The organism is Kribbella amoyensis (assembly GCF_007828865.1).
Taxonomy (GTDB): Bacteria; Actinomycetota; Actinomycetes; order Propionibacteriales; family Kribbellaceae; genus Kribbella; species Kribbella amoyensis.
Map to the genome: position 1 here is coordinate 5,782,222 of NZ_VIVK01000001.1, position 16,976 is coordinate 5,799,197.

General features: G+C 71.1%; 15 protein-coding genes and 1 pseudogene. 8 read left to right on the forward strand and 8 right to left on the reverse strand.

Going from position 1 to position 16,976, the window contains the following annotated elements; all coding sequences use genetic code 11:
- Positions 1-7 precede the first annotated feature (7 nt).
- Positions 8-1,216: pseudogene (locus FB561_RS27035) on the reverse strand (MFS transporter); the annotation flags it as partial.
- Positions 1,197-1,976 carry an MBL fold metallo-hydrolase gene (locus FB561_RS27040; protein WP_238335083.1) on the reverse strand — a complete coding sequence of 260 codons (780 nt, stop codon included), beginning with the start codon at positions 1,974-1,976 and terminating at the stop codon, positions 1,197-1,199. The pseudogene FB561_RS27035 and the gene FB561_RS27040, both read right to left, overlap by 20 nt.
- A gap of 90 nt (positions 1,977-2,066) precedes the next feature.
- On the opposite strand from FB561_RS27040, the gene FB561_RS27045 reads away from it, so the two are divergent.
- Complete coding sequence (locus FB561_RS27045; RefSeq protein WP_202880749.1) at positions 2,067-2,663, forward strand: CGNR zinc finger domain-containing protein; 597 nt, start codon at positions 2,067-2,069, stop codon at positions 2,661-2,663.
- Between the two features lie 40 nt (positions 2,664-2,703).
- Here FB561_RS27045 and thrS read toward each other — a convergent pair whose 3' ends face one another.
- Positions 2,704-3,942: a threonine--tRNA ligase gene (gene thrS / locus FB561_RS27050; RefSeq protein ID WP_145811435.1), complete on the reverse strand. Its 1,239-nt coding sequence runs from the start codon at positions 3,940-3,942 to the stop codon at positions 2,704-2,706.
- 170 nt (positions 3,943-4,112) lie between these two features.
- Positions 4,113-4,958, reverse strand: coding sequence for an acyl-CoA thioesterase (locus FB561_RS27055; RefSeq protein ID WP_145811437.1), 846 nt, complete (start codon positions 4,956-4,958; stop codon positions 4,113-4,115).
- Between the two features lie 158 nt (positions 4,959-5,116).
- Here FB561_RS27055 and FB561_RS27060 point away from each other — a divergent pair, with 158 nt between their 5' ends.
- On the forward strand, positions 5,117-5,608 hold the full coding sequence (locus FB561_RS27060; RefSeq protein WP_145811439.1) for a DoxX family protein: 492 nt from the start codon (positions 5,117-5,119) through the stop codon (positions 5,606-5,608).
- 73 nt (positions 5,609-5,681) lie between these two features.
- Here FB561_RS27060 and FB561_RS27065 read toward each other — a convergent pair whose 3' ends face one another.
- The gene (locus tag FB561_RS27065) at positions 5,682-6,596 is read right to left on the reverse strand and encodes a proteasome assembly chaperone family protein (protein WP_145811440.1); all 915 of its coding nucleotides are present in this window, start codon (positions 6,594-6,596) and stop codon (positions 5,682-5,684) included.
- A gap of 172 nt (positions 6,597-6,768) precedes the next feature.
- On the opposite strand from FB561_RS27065, the gene FB561_RS27070 reads away from it, so the two are divergent.
- From FB561_RS27070 to FB561_RS27085, 4 genes are all read left to right on the forward strand, one after another.
- On the forward strand, positions 6,769-7,818 hold the full coding sequence (locus FB561_RS27070; RefSeq protein WP_238335084.1) for a hydroxyacid dehydrogenase: 1,050 nt from the start codon (positions 6,769-6,771) through the stop codon (positions 7,816-7,818).
- Positions 7,815-9,713: a DUF2264 domain-containing protein gene (locus tag FB561_RS27075; RefSeq protein WP_145811442.1), complete on the forward strand. Its 1,899-nt coding sequence runs from the start codon at positions 7,815-7,817 to the stop codon at positions 9,711-9,713. The genes FB561_RS27070 and FB561_RS27075 overlap by 4 nt, the downstream gene beginning before the upstream one ends.
- Positions 9,714-9,729: 16 nt before the next feature.
- Positions 9,730-10,140 carry a hypothetical protein gene (locus FB561_RS27080; protein ID WP_145811445.1) on the forward strand — a complete coding sequence of 137 codons (411 nt, stop codon included), beginning with the start codon at positions 9,730-9,732 and terminating at the stop codon, positions 10,138-10,140.
- A 63-nt stretch (positions 10,141-10,203) separates the two neighbouring features.
- Positions 10,204-10,737 carry a ferritin gene (locus FB561_RS27085; protein WP_145811448.1) on the forward strand — a complete coding sequence of 178 codons (534 nt, stop codon included), beginning with the start codon at positions 10,204-10,206 and terminating at the stop codon, positions 10,735-10,737.
- 57 nt (positions 10,738-10,794) lie between these two features.
- Here FB561_RS27085 and FB561_RS27090 read toward each other — a convergent pair whose 3' ends face one another.
- Genes FB561_RS27090 through FB561_RS27100 form a run of 3 tightly spaced genes read right to left on the reverse strand, consistent with a single transcriptional unit; the run spans position 10,795 to position 14,811 of the window.
- The gene (locus FB561_RS27090) at positions 10,795-12,690 is read right to left on the reverse strand and encodes a DUF2207 domain-containing protein (protein WP_145811451.1); all 1,896 of its coding nucleotides are present in this window, start codon (positions 12,688-12,690) and stop codon (positions 10,795-10,797) included.
- Positions 12,691-12,710: 20 nt separating this feature from the next.
- Positions 12,711-13,886 (reverse strand): tyrosine-type recombinase/integrase, encoded by a 1,176-nt coding sequence (locus tag FB561_RS27095; RefSeq protein ID WP_238335085.1) that lies wholly within the window; start codon positions 13,884-13,886, stop codon positions 12,711-12,713.
- A gap of 49 nt (positions 13,887-13,935) precedes the next feature.
- Positions 13,936-14,811, reverse strand: a complete 876-nt coding sequence (locus FB561_RS27100; protein WP_145811455.1) for a helix-turn-helix transcriptional regulator — start codon at positions 14,809-14,811, stop codon at positions 13,936-13,938.
- Positions 14,812-14,883: 72 nt separating this feature from the next.
- On the opposite strand from FB561_RS27100, the gene FB561_RS27105 reads away from it, so the two are divergent.
- The gene (locus FB561_RS27105) at positions 14,884-15,714 is read left to right on the forward strand and encodes a phytanoyl-CoA dioxygenase family protein (protein WP_145811457.1); all 831 of its coding nucleotides are present in this window, start codon (positions 14,884-14,886) and stop codon (positions 15,712-15,714) included.
- 237 nt (positions 15,715-15,951) lie between these two features.
- Positions 15,952-16,896 carry a coiled-coil domain-containing protein gene (locus FB561_RS27110; protein ID WP_145811459.1) on the forward strand — a complete coding sequence of 315 codons (945 nt, stop codon included), beginning with the start codon at positions 15,952-15,954 and terminating at the stop codon, positions 16,894-16,896.
- Positions 16,897-16,976: the final 80 nt, after the last annotated feature.

Sequence of the window (16,976 nt, forward strand, 5' to 3'; positions counted from 1 at the left end):
CCAGGACCACCGGCAGAACGGCCAGGCCGAGCAGTCCGCCACCAAGGGCCAGGTGGGAGTAGCCCGCGAGGGCGACGACGAAGCCCGACGCCGTACCCCCGGCGGCTCCGGAGATCGCGATGGCAACATCGACGAGCCCTTGGGTCCGGGCCCGCCCGGCAGGGGCCACGGCATCGGTGACAATCGCGGTGCCACTGACCAGTCCGAGGTTCCACCCGAGCCCCACCAGGCCGAGGGTCACCGCGAGGTCACCGACCGAGTTGCCGACCGCCCCCAGAAGGCCGGCGCCGAGTAGGGCCACCGCGGCGCCGGTCGCCAGTACCGGCCCGCCGTAGCGGTCTACCAGCCAGCCGGTCACGGGTGAAGGAAGGTACATGGCCGCGAGATGTACGGCGATCACCAGGCCCACGGCGGCGGGGCTGTGCCCGTGGTCGTGCAGGTGGACCGGTGTCATGGTCATGATGGCGACCATCACCAGCTGAGTCAGCACCAGCACCGAAGCGCCGGCGAGCAGGTCCGAGGATCGCCGCGTCCCGTCGTCCAGCGCTACCGGCTCCTTCTCGGCGAGGATTCTGGAGAGAAGAAGCGGGTCGGGACGCAGCCAGACGAGGAGGACGAGCGCCGCCGCCAGGTAGGCGATCGCGGCAAGGATGAAGGGACCGGCCAAGAACGGGAGCCCCAGCGAGACGGCGAGGTCGCCCGTGGGTGTGGCGAGATTCGGGCCCGCCACCGCGCCCAGCGTGGTGGCAACCAGCACGATCGAGACGGCCCGCGCGCGGCGGCCGGGGGCGGCCAGATCGGCGCCGGCATAACGGGCCTGCAGGCTGGTCACCATGCCCGCGCCGTAGACGAACAGCGACGCGAACAGGAGCTCCGGGGCACCGGTGACAGCAGCCAGCACGGCTCCCCCGCTGCCGATCGAACCGGCCAGGTAGCCGGCGGCGAGACCGATCCGCCGGCCGCGAGCGTCCGAGATCCGTCCGACCGCGACGGCCGCCAGCACGGCCCCGGCGGTCGAAACGGCGGCCGGCAGGCCCGCCAGGCTCGTCGACCCGAGGAGTTCCTGGGCCAGCAGCGAACCGACGGTCACACCGGCCGCCAGCCCGACCCCGCTGAGGATCTGCGCACCGGCCAGCACAACCAGCACCCGGCGCTGGACCGCGGATTTAGCGACGCCATCGCTGCGGGAGATCACCTCAATCGGCACTGGCGTCACCGAGGTCGAGGCGATCAGCCAGGCCGGCCGCGGTGAACTCGGCGACGAGCTGCTCGCGACCCTCGGTGAAGTGCTCCCAGCCGTCGTAGTGCAGGGGGACCACCCGGGTCGCGCCGAGGATCGTCGCCGCCTCGACGGCCTGGGCGCTGTCGAGCACGATCGGCTCGCCGCCGAACAGCACCGGAATCCGCGGCGCCCCGGCGAACAGGAGCGCAGTACCGATCGGCCCGAACCGAGCCGCGATCTCCTCCACCGCGGCGAGCGACGCGTTGTCGCCGCTGACGTAGACCGTCGGCAGCGCATCCGCGGTCAGGACGAACCCGACGACCTGCCCGGTGACCGCCTCGACGACCTCCCGCTGCCCGGGCCCATGGATCGCCGGCACCCCGGTCACCGTGATCGTGCCGCCCGCGGGCCGGTCCAGTTCCACCGACTCCCAGTCCGCCAGTCCGGTCGTCCGGCCCCCCAGCCGGAGGGCGCCGCTCGGAGTGGTCAGCGTCAGGGGTACATCGGCCAGCAGCGCGCGGCCGGCGGTGTCCAGGTTGTCCGGGTGTTCGTCGTGCGACAACAGCACGACGTCGATGCGGCCGAGCTCGTCGGCACGGGTGGCGGCCGACGCGGTCTTGGTCAGGATCTTCCGGCCGGACACGTGGTAGTCACGGGGATCGTCGAACGTCGGATCGGTGAGGAACCGCAGGCCGCCGTACTCGAAAAGGGCGGTCGGACCGCCGAGGACGCGAACCGGGAACACAGAGGGCACGACCAGATCACCTCACGGAAGAAGTACTGTTTATCCGTGAGAGACGGTAGGCGATTCTCACGGATAATCGCAAGCGATACCATGAGATCCATGGACCCGTCGTCGATCATCGATCCGGTGCTCCCGCCCGCCCCCGGCGCCGACGAGTACCTGGCGCTCGACTTCGTCAACACTGCGATCGCCCTGCCCGGCGGCCAGTACGTCGACCTCCTCGGCACGCCGAAAGCGGTCAACCACTGGCTCACCGGCCACGCGCTGGCGCCCGAGGACGCGGGCGTCCAGGAGATGTGCGCGACCCAGTTACGCGCGCTGCGCGAGCACCTGCGGGCGTTGTTCGCGGCGCGCGCCGGTGGACTTCCAGCGCTGCCGTCAGCGCTGTCGGCGGTCAACGACGCGCTGACCCGTACGCCGACCGCGGCCCTGCTCCTGTGGGACGAGAAGAACGGACCGTACCGCGCGTCCTCGTGCCCGCCGAACGAGATCCTCGATCACGCCCTCGCCACCATCGCCGCCGACGCGGCCGATCTCCTCACCGGCGCCGACGCCGAACTCCTGGTCAGCTGTGATGCGAGTCCGTGCAATCGGTACCTGGTACGCCGCGGCCGGAGGCACTGGTGCTCAACCCGTTGCGGTGATCGCGTCCGAGCCGCCCGAGCCTACGCCCGGCGTACCCAGCCAACGCGGTAGCAGGTCCGCACCGAAGGCGCCGTCCTTGTGCCGACGTCCGTTACACCTTCCCCCTCTGCTCGGACCGCGGCTTGCACTGCATCGCGAGCTCGTCCAGGACGTCGCCCGCGTCGGCCGCCGCGTCCTGGTCGCCCGACCGGTGCCGGACCGCGATCTGTCCGGCGGCGACCTCGCGAGCCCCGACCACGGCGAGGTACGGGACCTGATGGTTCTCCCGGATCCGGGCACCCAGGCTGCCCTCGTCGGCGTGCGCGAGCTCGACCCGCAGCCCACGATCGACGGCACGCCGGACGATCTGGGCGGCGTACCCCTCCTCCGCGTCCGAGATCGGCAGCACGACCAGCTGGACCGGGGCGAGCCAGGCCGGGAAGGCGCCGCCGTGGGTCTCGATCAGCTGGGCGATGACGCGTTCCAGGCTGCCGATGATCGAGCGGTGCACCATCACCGGACGGTGCTTGTTGCCGTCGGCACCGACGTACTCCAGCTCGAACCGGGCGGGCTGGTGGAAGTCGACCTGGATGGTGGACAGGCTGGACTCGCGGCCGGCCGCGTCGGCGATCTGGATGTCGATCTTCGGCCCGTAGAACGCCGCCTCGCCGGGCGCCTCCTCGTACTCCACCCCGGCCTGGTCGAGCACCTCGCGCAGGAGGGCCGCCGACTGCGCCCAGCTCGCCGCGTCCCCGACGTACTTGCTCGCCGGGTCGCCGATCTTCGCGTCCTCGGCCGGCAGCGAGAGCAGGAACCGCACCGGCCGCAGGTCGAGATCGGCGTACGCGCGCAGGATCAGGTCGAGCGCCAGCCGGGCCTCGTCGGCCACCTGGTCGAGGGTGCAGAAGATGTGCCCGTCGTTCAGCTGGATCGACCGGACCCTGGTCAGCCCACCGAGGACGCCGGACAGTTCCGAGCGGTACATCCCGCCGAGTTCGGCATAGCGCAAGGGCAGTTCGCGATAGCTGTGCGACCGGGATCGGTAGATCAGCGCGTGGTGCGGACACAGACTGGGCCGCAACACGATCTCCTCCTCGCCGATCGCCATCGGCGGGTACATGTCGTCGCTGTAGTGCGACCAGTGCCCGGAGATCTCGTACAGCTCACGCTTGCCGAGCACCGGCGAGTACACGTGCTGGTACCCCGATCTGCGTTCCAGGTCGGCGATGTAGCGCTCCAGGGCGTGCCGGATCGCGGCACCGGCCGGGAGCAGGTACGGCAGCCCCGCGCCGATCAGCGGGTCGGAGTCGAACAGGCCGAGTTCGCGGCCGAGCTTGCGGTGGTCGTACATGGTGGTCCTCGCTCTGGGATGAGGGGCGAGTGACCGGCATGACAAAGCCCCGGGGCACTCGCCCCGGGGCTTGGAAGACTGGATGAGTCAGCGCGCCGGGACGTACTCCGGCGTCGTCGTCACTACGGCGTGCTGCTGCATGTCCACCAAACTAGCAGACCCGTCAATCGTTATTCGTCCTCGTCGAGGTCGAGACCGACCGGACGGATCAGGCCTTCCTGCGCGACGGACGCCACGAGCCGCCCGTCCTCGGTGAACAGCCGGCCGGTGGCGAACCCGCGAGCGCCCGAGGCGGACGGCGAAGCCTGGTCGTACAGCAGCCACTCGTCCGCGCGGAACGGGCGGTGGAACCACAGCGCGTGGTCGATCGAGGCCGGCTGGATCCGCCGGTCGCCGATGATCAGGCCGTGCGGCAACAAGCTTGCCCCGAGCAACGTCAGGTCGCTGGCGTAGGCGAGCACGCAGGCGTGCAGGGCCGGGTCGTCGGAGAGCTTGCCGGCGGCCCGGATCCAGAACTGCCGCCCGGACACCCCGGCCAGCCGGACGTCGAGCGCGGACCACTCCTTGTTCCAGTCCTCGGCCTTGCGCCCGGACGCGGCCTCGAGCACCGAGGCGAGCGTCGGCGCCTCGTCCGGCGGGACCAGGTCACCGGGCATCGGGTCCTGGTGGTCCAGCCCCGGCTCCGGCCGCTGGTACGACGCGGACATGTAGAAGATCGGCCGGCCGTGCTGGGACGCGACCACCCGGCGGCTGCTGAACGTCTTGCCGTCCCGGGTCGGCTCGGGCCGGTAGACGATCGGTACCGCGGTGTCGCCAGGGCGCAGGAAGTACCCGTGCAGCGAGTGCACGACGCGCTCCGGATCGACGGTCCGGCTCGCCGCGGCCAGCGCCTGGCCGAGCACCTGCCCGCCGAACACCCGCTGGGCCGAGGTCTGCGGTTGCCGGCCACGGAACAGGTCGACGTCGATCATCTCCAGGTCGAGCAGCTCGACCAGATCCTCCAGGGACTCGGGCATGTCTCATCCTGACAGGTCGCCGCCGGTCCCCCGGACCACCCGCACCGCCCTGGGCCGGCCGGCGCGTGTGGTTCCGGTCACCCGGTGGTTTTCGGTGAGCTTTCGATCGCGGCCGGTAGCCTGCTGTTGAACGCTCAACAACACGACGGGAGAAACCCTTGAGCCCCCTCACCCGCTCGGCCGCCCGATCCGCCACCGGTTCCGGCCGGCAGTCCACCGCCCGGTCCGCCGCGCGGGACCTCGTCCTGCTGCTCGCCCGCGTCGGCCTCGGGGTCGTCTTCGTCGCGCACGGCTGGCAGAAGTTCCGCACCAACGGCCTGCAGGCCACCGCGGCCGGCTTCGAGCAGATGGGCGTCCCGGCGCCCACCCTGTCGGCGTACTACGCGACCGCCGCGGAGGTGATCGGCGGCGCCGCGCTGATCCTCGGCGTGCTCACGTCCGTCGCCGGGGTGCTGCTCGCGCTCGACATGGCCGGCGCGCTGATCTTCGTCCACGCCTCGAACGGGATCTTCGCCGCCGACGGTGGCTGGGAACTGGTCGCCGCGCTCGGTCTGCTCTCGCTCACCCTGGCCGCGACCGGCGCCGGCCGGATCAGCCTGGACAACCTGCTCACCCGGCGCGCCACGGACAGTCCGTCACTCGCGTCCTGAGCATGCGAAAAGGGCCCCGATCCCGGGGCCCTTTCAGTGCTTCTGAGGTCAGTCGTCCTCGTCGCTTCTGAGGTCAGTCGTCCTCGTCGCGGTTCAGGTCGGCGAGGAACTGCTCCACCTCGGCGCCGAGCTCGTCGGCCGACGGGGTGGAACCGGCCAGCAGACTCCCCCGGCTCACCGAACCGGCGGCCGCGTCGTACTGCGTCTCCAGGGCGTTGACCACCGACGCCGCGTCCTCGGACTGCTCGACCTGCTCGTCGACCAGTCGCCCGGTCACCGCGGCCTCGTCCAGCAGCGCCTTGCTCGGCAGCAGCAGGCCGGTCGCGGCAGAGATCGCGTGCACCAGGGCCAGCGCGGCACCCGGGAAGCGGTTCTCGGCCAGGTAGTGCGGCACGTGGACCGCGAAGCCCATCGCGTCCTTGCCGGCCTCGCCCAGCCGGACCTGCAGCATCGTCCCCGCGCTCGCGGGCAGCCGCATCTCGCCGTCCCAGATGTTCGACCGGGTGACCAGCTCGGGCCGGGTCGCGTGCGCGGTCAGGCCGAGCGGGCGGGTGTGCGGCACGCCCATCGGGATCCCGTGCACGCCGACCGTCAGGGTCACGTTGTACCGGTCGATCAGCTGGCGGACGGCGCCGGCGAAGCGGTTCCAGTGGTTGTCGGGCTCGACGCCCTCCAGCAACAGGAACTCCACGCCCGCGTCGTCGGTCAGCAGGTGCAGGCTCAGGTGCGGCGGGGTGTAGTCGATGAACCGGTCCTCGGCGAACGTCACCTCGGGCCGCCGGGCCCGGTAGTCGTGCAGGAGGTCGACGTCGAAGCGGGCCAGCAGCCGGCTGTCGAGCACCTCGAGCAGGTGGTCGGCGGTCACCCGGCCGGCCTGGCCGGCGTCCATGAATCCGTCCAGCGAATGCACCAGCACCCGCGGCGGCGCCGCCGGGCCGGTCGCCACCGACTCGTCGACGATCTCGTAGAGGTCGTCCGGTCGCAGCATCGTCGTCTCCTTCACACCTGGCCGTAGGGCGGTCTCGGCCCCTCTATCCTGCCTTCCCCTCAGTCAACGCCCGTCGTCCGCCCAGGAATTCCGGTCCGGCGAAGGTTTTCACGGGCCGGACACGACGCGGCTGGAGCAGCGAACCCGGAAAGCGCTTGCTAGCGTGCTCCCTGTGCGCATCGAATCCGATCCGGCCCACCCCGCCCCGGCCTCGACCCCCGCGGAGCGGCTCACCGTGCTGCTCGCGATGAACGAGTCCAGCCTGGCCCGCGTCCTCGTTCCCCCGGTCCGTGACCGGCTGGAGAAGACCGCCGACCTGCTCGGAGTCCGTGCCGGCCACACGTTCCTGGACGACCCGGAGATCCGGGACGTGCTGGCCGGCGTCGACGTCCTGTTCACCGGCTGGGGGTGTCCGCCGATCACCCCTGAAGTGCTCGAAGCGGCCCCGCGACTGCGCGCGATCGTGCACGCGGCCGGCTCGGTGAAGGGCTTCGTCTCCCCCGTCGCGTTCGACCGTGGCGTCCAGGTCTCGTCCGCGGTGGTCGCGAACGCGCTGCCGGTGGCCGAGTTCACCGTCGCCACGATCGTGCTCAGCGGCAAGCGCGCGTTCCGCCTCGCCGCGGAGTACCGGGCGACCAAGGTCAAGCCGGATCCGAGCCGGATGCCCGGGTCGTACGGGACCACGGTCGGCCTGCTCGGCGCGTCCCGGATCGGCCGGATGGTGGCCGAACGTCTCCGCGCCTTCGACGTCGAGGTGCTGCTCAGCGACCCGTACCTGTCCGCCGCGGAGGCCGCCGAGCTCGGGACCGAACTGGTGGACCTGGAAACGCTGTTCGCCCGCAGCGACGTCCTCAGCGTGCACGCGCCGCTGCTCCCCGAGACGGTCGGCCTGGTCGACGCCCGGTTGCTCGGCCTGCTCCGGGACGGCTCGGTGCTGATCAACACCTCGCGGGGCAAGGTCATCGACGCCGAAGCGCTGGAGCGCGAGTGCGTGGCCGGCCGGATCGACGCCGTGCTCGATGTGACCGACCCCGAGCCACTGCTGCCGGACTCGAAGCTGCTCGACCTGCCGAACGTGTTCGTGACCCCGCACCTGGCCGGTGCCGTCGGGACCGAGGTCGCTCGGCTGGGCGAGCTCGCCGTCAGTGAGGTGGAACGCCTCGCCACCGGGCAGCCCCTCCAGCACGCCATCAGCCCCGCCGAACTCGGAAGGATCGCATGAGCCGCCTCGTCCTGCCGCCCACCGACCGTGAACTGTCCCGTCAGACCGGCTGGGTCCGGTCCCACTGGGAGGCGCTGGCCGACCACCTGCTCGACTCGCTCGTCCCGTACACCTCGCCCGGTGCCGCCCGGATCGTGCTGCCCGGCCGGCCGAGCCGCTCCGGCACCGATTCCGACGAGCTGGAGGGGTTCGCCCGGTCGTTCATGCTGGCCGCGTTCCGGATCGGCGGCGTCGGCGGTAAGGACTGCGAGGACCTGATCGAGCGGTACGCCCGCGGCGTCGCCAACGGCGCGAACCCGGACCACCCGGAATCCTGGCTCCGGCTCACCCCGCGGTCGCAGCAGATGGTCGAGGCGGCCGCGATCGCGCTGGCGCTGCACGAGTCCCGGGAGTGGATCTGGGACCGGCTCGACACCCGGGCCCAGGAACACGTCGCGGAGTGGCTCGGCGGGTTCATCGGGTCCACCACGCACGACAACAACTGGCGGCTGTTCCAGGTGGTCAGCGAGCAGTTCCTCGCCTCGGTCGGCGCGCCGTACTCGAAGGAGGACATCGAAGGCGGCCTGGACCGGATCGAGGACTGGTACGTCGGCGACGGCTGGTACTCCGACGGCGACGGGCAGAATTTCGACAACTACATCGGCTGGGCCATGCACCTGTACCCCGGCCTGTGGACCCGGATGGCCGCGGCCACGCCGGGCACGGAGTACGAGGACCGGCTGAAGGTCTACCGCGAGCGGCTCGCGCTGTTCCTCGAGGACGCCGTCCACCTGGTGGGCAACGACGGCGCCCCGCTCTACCAGGGCCGCTCGCTGACGTACCGGATGGCGGCGGCCGCGCCGTACTGGATGGGCGCGTTGCTCGACGCGTCGGCGTTGTCGCCCGGACAGACCCGGCGGCTGTGCTCGGGGATCGCGCGGCATTTCGTCCAGCACGGCGTGCCGAACGACCAGGGGCTGCTGACGCTCGGGTGGTACGACACGTTCCTGCCGACCACCCAGTCGTACTCCGGGCCGGGCTCGCCGTACTGGGCCTCGAAGGGGTTCATCGGGTTGCTGCTGCCGCCGGAGCACCCGGTCTGGGCGGACCCGGAGGAGACGGTTCCGCTCGACGAGGCCGACCAGGTCCGCGCGATGCCGGCGCCCGGGTGGATCGTGCACGCGAGCCGGCACGACCAGGTGGTCCGGCTGGTCAACCACGGCGCCGACCACGCTCCCCCGGCCGAACCGGAAGGCGCCGAGCCGGCCGGGGACCCGCACTACAACCGGCTGGCGTACGCGAACCACGCCGGGCCCGAGCTCACCGACAACGCGGCCGGGATCGACAACCTGATCACGCTCGCCGACGACGCGGGCCGGACCAGCGCCCGCGGCCGGATCCGCCGGATCGCGGTCGGCGGCCGGACCGCCTCGTCCTGGCACAAGGCGTGGCTGGGGACCGACGGTCCGTGGCCGATCCAGGTCACCTCGGTCGTGCACGGGCCGTGGGAGATCCGGTGCGCCCTGGTCGAGGGACCGGCCGGTGCCGTCGTTCGCGGCGGTGGGTTCGCCGTCGCGGGCAAGTCTTTGCCGGAGGCAACTTCGGGGACCGGGTGGGCGTCGGCACGGAACGCGGACGGCCTGACGTCCTCGGTCGTCGGGCTGCACGGGTACTCCGACGCCTTGGTACACCGGGAACTCGGGGCCAACGCGTTCGGGCCGCACTCGGCCACGCCGTACCTGACCGCGCGCCACGACGGGACACCGAAGGTGCTTGTCCACGCTGTGTTGCTGACCCGTGACACGATCCCGCCGAAGTCGCTTGCCGAGGGCATCGGAGTAGCCGTCGAGGGTGAGGAGATCACCATCACACTGCCCGGCGGCGACACGGAAATCGTGCGCCTCGGGGTCCGCTAGCACGTACGGTCGGGGTATGAGCGAACCAGTCACCGACGCCCTGGCCGCGGCGGTCCAGCGCGATCCGAGCACGGCGAACCAGGAGAAGTTGTGGTCGGCAACCTTCTCGCTCGAGCGCTGGTGGTTCGTCCAGCGCGGCGAGCCGGGTAACCCGCAGCCGTTCGTCGGGGTGCATCAGGACCAGCCGTTCCTGATGGCGTTCACCTCGGCCGAACGGGCCCGCGGCTTCGCCGTCGCGAACGGGCTGGCCGCGGCCGACGCGGACGTCCAGGTGCTCGCGCTCGCCCCGGCGGACGCGGTCGCGCAGGCCGCGGTCTGGTTGCAGCAGGGCATCGCCGCGATCACCTTCGACCACGGCACCAGCGGGTACTTCGCGCCGCTCGGCAACCTGCCGGCGATCCGGTCGCACGTGCAGGGCCTGGGCTGACCCGCCGTTAAGGCCAGCCTCGCCAACGGTGAGAAATCGCCGCGGGCCGATTACGGTGTCCGCATGAGCACGTACGTGAAACTCCTGCAGGAACAGATCCGGAACGAATTCACCGCCTCCCAGCAGTACACGGCGGTCGCTGTCTGGTACGACGACCAGGATCTGCCGCAGCTGGCCGGGCACTTCTACAAGCAGGCGCTGGAAGAGCGCAACCACGCGATGATGATGGTCCAGTACCTGCTGGACAAGGACATCCAGGCGCAGATCCCGGGTGTCGAGGACGTGGTGAACGACTTCGACACCGCGCTGGCACCGCTGGAGCTCGCGCTGCAGCAGGAGATCACGGTCACCAAGCAGATCGAGACGCTGGCCCGGACCGCACGCGACGAGGGCGACTACGTCGGCGAGCAGTTCATGCAGTGGTTCCTCAAGGAGCAGGTCGAGGAGGTCTCCGCGATGACTACGCTGGTCAATGTCGCGAAGCGCGCCGGTGACAACCTGTTCCACCTCGAGGACTTCCTGGCCCGCGAGGTCGTCGGCGACCAGGGCGCCGACCCCACCGCGCCGACAGCGGCCGGCGGCTCGGTCCAGGTATAGGTGTAGGTCCCCGCGGGAGTTTCCGGGCCGCCGCTCACCGCGGCGGCCCACCGGCCGTCACCAGCTGCCGCCACCGCCACCGCCGCCACCCCCGCCGGACGAACCGCCGCTGAAGCCGGACGAGCTACCGCCGCCTCCGCCGCTGCCGGCCGGAGCGGGCGGCGGGTCGAAGGTGCTGGCGACGGTGCTGCTGATGCTCCCGGCCGCCCAGCCCGAGGTGTAGTACGAGGGCCCGGTGTACCAGTACGGGTCCGGGGTGATGCGACCCGCGGCGACCAGCTGGGCGCAGACCCGCTGCCAGCGGTCGGCCAGCCCGAACACGATCGCCCAGGGCAGGTACTTGCTGAAGATGTCCTCGCCCTCCTCGAACCGCAACTGCTCCGCCTCGGCCGTCGAGAGGTAGGTCCGGAAGCCGATCAGCTGGTCGGTGACCGCGCGGCCGGCCGGGTTCCGGACGCCCTTGGCGCGCTTCCCGATCCAGATGCCGATGGCAACGATCACGGCGAGCACCGGCACGATCACGATCATCGCCCGGCCGAGTCCGCCGGTCGCGGCCCCGACCGCGGTCCCGAAGATACCGGCGCCGAAGACCCAGATCCCGACGATGGCCATACAGGCGATCGGGAATGCGCTCCTCACCGAACCACCCCCGGCCCGCGGCATCCGGACGTACCAGTCGCGCGCCTTGATCTGGTCCCGCAGCGCCGCGATCATCCCGTCGTGCGCCTTGCGCATCGTGGTGTCCCCGGTCGGCCTGCGCTCCAGCGTGATCTCCAGCCCGGGCAGCAGGTTCGGATAGATGCTCCGTATCAGTACCTGCTCGTGCGGCGCCGTCGCGGCGGCCGGGTCGAGCAGGATCGCCTTCTGGTCCGGACCGGTGTTGTCGATCCGGATGCCGCCCCGGACCGCGAGGTCGATCAGGGTCGCCGCGGTCTCGGTGGTGGTGGCCTTCGCGTCGATCAGCAGGCCGCCCTCGGCGACCGGGATCGGCGGCGGCGCGAACGCGACCGGGATCTGGTCGGTCCGCAGGTCGTCCTTGACCGCCTCCGTGGTGGAGCCCGCGGGCGGGAAGGAGCCAGGCGGCATGCCCGCGTACCGCTGGTCGCGGTTGCCGTTCTTGCTGTAGAGCACCGCGGCCACGATCGCGGCCACGGTCACCGCGCCGGATCCGAGCAGCCCGGGCACGGTGATCCCGGCCCGCTCCAGCGCGCTCGGCGGCTCGACGACGATCGGGGTGTCGTTGGCGACCACTCCGGGCCGGATCCCGGCGACGATGGTCAGCTGCTCCCCCGAGCTGAGGTTGGACGCACCGAAGACGCCACGCTCACCGGTCACCGCCTTCCGCTCGCAGCTCGTGGTGCTGCCGGCCGGCCCGGAGAAGCACTCGACCTGTTGGACGCCCTCGGGCACGGTGACGTCGACGGTGACCTGCTCCAGCTCGGCGTCCCAGCCGGTCCCCGTCGCGTCCCAGTACAGCTCGCTGTGGTCGTCGAAGTGCCGCAGCGCACCGCGCACCTGGTACTCGATCACGTAGGTCTGGTCGTTGGTCGGCACGGTCTCGTCGGCCGAACCGATCTTGATCCGCAGGCTCTCGTCGCGCTGGTTGTTCGACTGCGTGGTGGACTCGGTGAACCGGTCGCTGGCCCCGGTCGGGCTGCTCACCTCGATCTCGGAGATCTGGTACTCCTGGTCCTTCGAGGTGTCGTCGCGGTACACCTCCCGGGTGATCAGGTTGCGGTAGATCCCGTGCCGGCCGGACGAGCCGAAGTGGTAGTCGATGGTCTCCTTGACGAACAGGACACCGTTCTCGTCGACCCGGTAGTCGATCGCCATCCTGGTGACCCGGTCGCCGGCCTCGGCCCCGTGTGCGCCGGCGGGTGACGGGATCGCGAATCCGGCCAGGAACAGCCCGGCGAACAGCGTCACGACAGCGGCGAAGAAACCTCTACGCATGTCGCGACAGTATCGGGAGGTCAGTCCACCGCCGACGCGCCCGCCGCCCGGATCGCCGCCGCCACCAGGTCGGCCGCGGTGGTGTCCCGGGTACGCCGGCCGCGGTCGTAGTACTGGGTGGTCGAGATGCTCGCGTGGCCCACGTCGGCCTGGACGTGCTGGATCCGCGCGTCCTGTTCGAGCGCGATGGTGACGTACGCGTGCCGCAGCGCGTGCGGGTGGACGCGGTCCGCCACTTCTTGCAGAGCAGGGCCGGCCTGGACCGCGATCCGCCGGAGCAGCGCGTTCACGTCGAATCGCGAACAGCGCTTACCGTCCCGGGTCGCGATCAGCGGGCTCGTCGTGGCCTTGGTGCGGCCGCGGACCGCCGGGGTCGTGTCGCCGTGGATGCGGTCGCGCTCGGCGAGGTAGTTGCGGACCGCGGTGGCGGCGAGGTCGGTGAGGTACACCTCACGGTGGACGCCGCCCTTGCCGAGGACGCGCAGCATCGGTTCGCCGCCGGAGACGATCAGGTCGTCGCGGTCGAGGCTGACCAACTCGGTGACCCGGAGGCCGAGGGTGAGCAACGCGACCACGGCGACCGCGCGGGCGGAGTACAGGTCCTTGAGCTTGGTGCGGTTCGGGAGTTCGCCGGCGGCGGCCAGGAGGGCGTGGAGCTGGGCCGGGGTCAGGCGGATCGTCGGTGAGGCGTCGCGAGAGCTGCGGTTGAGGCCGAGACGGGCGCGGTTGAGGGCGGCCGGGTTGGCGGGGACGACCCCGGTCTCGGTGAGGTGGCCGTAGAAGGCGGAGAGCGTGGACAGCATCCGTTGCCGGGTGCGCTTCTCCGCGCCCGCCGCATCGAGCGAGTGCAGCCATGCCTTCACTTCCCGGCCGGTGGCGTGTCGTGGATCGAGCTGTCGCGAGGCGCACCAGCGGAACCACGCGAGGTTGTGCAACGGACCTTCCCGGCCGCGCGGTGGTTTGCTGGTGCGCCCGGTGTCTTCGCTCGGCGGGTCGACCCACTCGATCGGGAGGCCGAGGGCGTAGGCGTAGGTCCGGCGGGTGCCCGCGTTGGCGTACTGGGTCAGCCAGTCGGCGATCTGTTCCTTCAGCCCGTCCGGGTCGTCGACGCCGGGCCAGTCCTCCCCGGATCGGCGTGCGGGAGGTTCCGGGGATCGGAGGGCCTCGAGCAGGACCAGCGGGCTGACATCACTCACCTGCATCACTCACCTGCATCACTCACCTGCATCACTCACCTGCTGATCCTCACCCGGCATCCGGCTCGCCGCGGTGCTCCCACGCCGCACTGCGGAAAGCGGTCGGCGTGCTGGCGGTGAACTGGCGGAACGTCCGGGCGAAGTGCTGGCTGGAACTGAACCCGAGGCTCAGCGCGATCGCGGTGACGCTGAGGTCGCTGGTCGCCAGGAGCTGCCGGGCCCGGTCGATCCGGCGCTCGTTGAGGTACTTGTGCGGCGGCCGGCCGAGCTGCGCGGTGAACAGCCCGGCCAGGTACGCCGGGGCGAGGCCGACGCGGTCCGCGAGCCGGTCGAGGGTCCAGCGGTCCTGGTACTCGCGATCGAGGAGCCGCTGGACCGTGCGGACCGCGGGATGGATCGGGAGTTGCGGTGCCGCCGTCGGGACCATCGCCCGGCTGGTCGCGAGGACGAGGTGGTCGACGGCCAGAGCGAGCCCCTCCTCGGCGTACTCGTAGCGGGTGGTCAGTTCGCGGACCAGATGCGCGAAGGCGTCGGCGAGGTCGGCCGCGCCGGCTCGGTGGACCACCTCGTCCTTCCACCGCTCCACCAGGCCGGGGCGTCGGCGCTCGACCGTGTCCAGGTCGATCGCGGCGAAGTAGAAGTGGTGGTGGTTCGCCGGCACGACCAGGCGATGCGGGAGCCGCGGCGGTACGGCGAAGAGGTGGCCGGGCCGGAGGAGGTACGTGCGGCCGTCTGCGATCCACCGGGTCACGCCGTGCATCTGCAGGTAGATCTCCCAGACCGGGTGACTGTGCTCGGCGATCAGGAAGTCCGCGGGCGCCCACTGCTCCCCCGCGTGCAGCAGCCCGCTGACCGAGTCACGGACGTCCGCGTGGAATCCGGCGCGGAGACCATGGGGGCGGCTCAGGGGTCGGTTCAGAGGCACCTGAAGATTGTGTCCAACTCCCTGAACATCGGCAACGCGGAGCCGGTCGTGTCGTTCCTAGGGTCGGTCGGCATGAACACACTTGCCGAGCAGCTGCCGACTGCCGACGACGTCGCCTTCTTCCGCGAGCACGGGTACTGGATCTCGCCGGTGATCCTGCCTCCCGAGGTGCTCGACGCCGCCGAGCACGGGATGGTCCGCTTCTACGCCGGCGACCACGACGCCGTCCTCCCCGACCTCCCCGCGACGCGCGGCTGGCAGCCGTCCGACGGGGAGGTGCTGCGCAAGAACGACTACTCGTCCCTGCGGGTCAGCGAGCTGGCGGACCTGGTCTCGTACCCGCTGATCGGAGCGATCGCTGCCGCGTTGTCGGGCGCTGAGGGGATCCGGTTGTGGCATGACCAACTGCTGTACAAGCCGGTGGATCGGGCGGGCGGGAGTGCCCGGGTCGGCTGGCACACGGATCGGCAGTACTGGCAGAGCTGTACGTCCGAGGACATGCTCACCGCGTGGGTCGGGTTCCAGGACGTGGACGAGGTGAACGGGGCGGTCTCGTTCCTGCCGGGCAGCCATCGGTGGGACGTCGGTGGACTGGACTTCTTCTCCCAGGACGCTGACGCGCTGAACGCCGCGATCGTGGCGCAGGGATTCGATCCGACGCCGGTGACGCCCCGGATGCGGCGTGGTCAGGTCAGCTTCCACCACTGCCGGACGGTCCACGGGAGTTCGGCGAACCGCGGTACGGCTGCTCGGCGGTCGCTGGCCATCCACCTGCAGCCTGCCGACAACCGGTGGCGCCCTGGTTCGGCTCATCCGAACGACACGCTCGTCCGCTCGGATCCGGCTCTCGGCGGCCCCGATTACACGGATCCGGCCTTCCAGCCTCTCCTCTGGCCACGCTGATCCGTCGTCACCACAAAACACCGGTTTCGTTGGTTCGTAGTTTGGTTTTCGAAACGCCGAACTGGTTTCTCGGTTTTGATTCCGCGAACTACTACCGTCCTGAGCATGATCGTGGAGGCGGGAAGATGCGGCTACAGCAAGTGCCGGGCGGAGTTGCCGGTACCGGGAGTCCAGGGCGGACGGCCGAGGAGTTTCTGTCGCGAAACCCGCTGGGAAGGCGGCCGGAGTTGCGCCCAGATGGCGCGGGCGGAACGAGAAGCTCTGGGCGCCCTGGGCCTGGACGCCGGCAGCACGACCTTCCGCCTGGACGCCGACCGTCTCCGCGAGCAACTGGACGCGGTACGGGGGCCGGTGGACGCGCTGACCGCCGCGTTGGCGGCCGTGACTGCCCGGCTGGATGAGGTGGAAGCGGCAGCCGTCGCGTCGGTGGAGACCGCGAACGCGCAGGTCGCCGAAGCCGAGCGCGCGAGGGTCGCGGCCGAGGAAGCGCGGGAGCAGGCGGTCCAGCGGGCTCGGGCGAGTGCGGCGACGGCTGAACGGGCCGCGAAGGAGCGGACCGAGGCCGTCGAGCGGGCGACCGCCGCGGCTCGGCAGGCGATGGAGGCCACCGAGTCGCTGGGGGCGGCGCGGCAACAGGCCGAGGACGCGGTGACTGCCCGCCGAGCGGCCGAGGCGTACGCCGCGAAGGAGGCCGAGCGGTCTGCCGGCCTGGACCGTCAGCTCAAGGAACTGGCCGTCGCCACCGAACGCGCCCAGGTCGAGCGGGACACAGCACGCGCCACGTCAGCCGAGTACCGAGCCGAGACCGAATCGCTGCGCGTGGACCTGGCGGCGGAGCGCGACGCGAGCCGGACCGCGGAGTCCGCGCGTACTCAGGCAGTGGCCGCCCTGGAAGCCGCCGACGAGGCGGCCCGCCACCAGAAGCTCTCCCACGAGGCCGAGCTCCAAGCCGAACGCGCGACCCGGCACGAGGCCGATCGAGCGACCGAGACCCTGCGCGCCGACCTGGAAACCGTCAGCGCACAACTGGCCGAAGTCACCGCCCGCGCCGAGGCCGAAGCCGCGAAAGCCGCAGCCTCGGCGGCCGAGTTGGCGGGCCTCCGAGCCGGCCAACCGGCCGCTCGTCTCCACCCCGAGGACCTCGAAATCCTCCTGCGGGCCCTCGCCTCCCGGCCCGCCTGACGCCGGCGCGACCACCCGCACCGCATCAGCGGGGAAAGTTGGTCTTGTGCTGACCGGGCGCTAGGGGGAATGGTGGCTTA

What these genes read in the sequence shown, in the direction of transcription:
- FB561_RS27045 (WP_202880749.1), top strand. Translation starts at nt 2,067, where the DNA reads ATGGACCCGTCGTCGATCATCGATCCGGTGCTCCCGCCCGCCCCCGGC.
- thrS (WP_145811435.1), bottom strand. Translation starts at nt 3,942, where the DNA reads ATGTACGACCACCGCAAGCTCGGCCGCGAACTCGGCCTGTTCGACTCC.
- FB561_RS27055 (WP_145811437.1), bottom strand. Translation starts at nt 4,958, where the DNA reads ATGCCCGAGTCCCTGGAGGATCTGGTCGAGCTGCTCGACCTGGAGATG.
- FB561_RS27065 (WP_145811440.1), bottom strand. Translation starts at nt 6,596, where the DNA reads ATGCTGCGACCGGACGACCTCTACGAGATCGTCGACGAGTCGGTGGCG.
- FB561_RS27075 (WP_145811442.1), top strand. Translation starts at nt 7,815, where the DNA reads ATGAGCCGCCTCGTCCTGCCGCCCACCGACCGTGAACTGTCCCGTCAG.
- FB561_RS27080 (WP_145811445.1), top strand. Translation starts at nt 9,730, where the DNA reads ATGAGCGAACCAGTCACCGACGCCCTGGCCGCGGCGGTCCAGCGCGAT.
- FB561_RS27085 (WP_145811448.1), top strand. Translation starts at nt 10,204, where the DNA reads ATGAGCACGTACGTGAAACTCCTGCAGGAACAGATCCGGAACGAATTC.
- FB561_RS27090 (WP_145811451.1), bottom strand. Translation starts at nt 12,690, where the DNA reads ATGCGTAGAGGTTTCTTCGCCGCTGTCGTGACGCTGTTCGCCGGGCTG.
- FB561_RS27105 (WP_145811457.1), top strand. Translation starts at nt 14,884, where the DNA reads ATGAACACACTTGCCGAGCAGCTGCCGACTGCCGACGACGTCGCCTTC.
- FB561_RS27110 (WP_145811459.1), top strand. Translation starts at nt 15,952, where the DNA reads ATGGCGCGGGCGGAACGAGAAGCTCTGGGCGCCCTGGGCCTGGACGCC.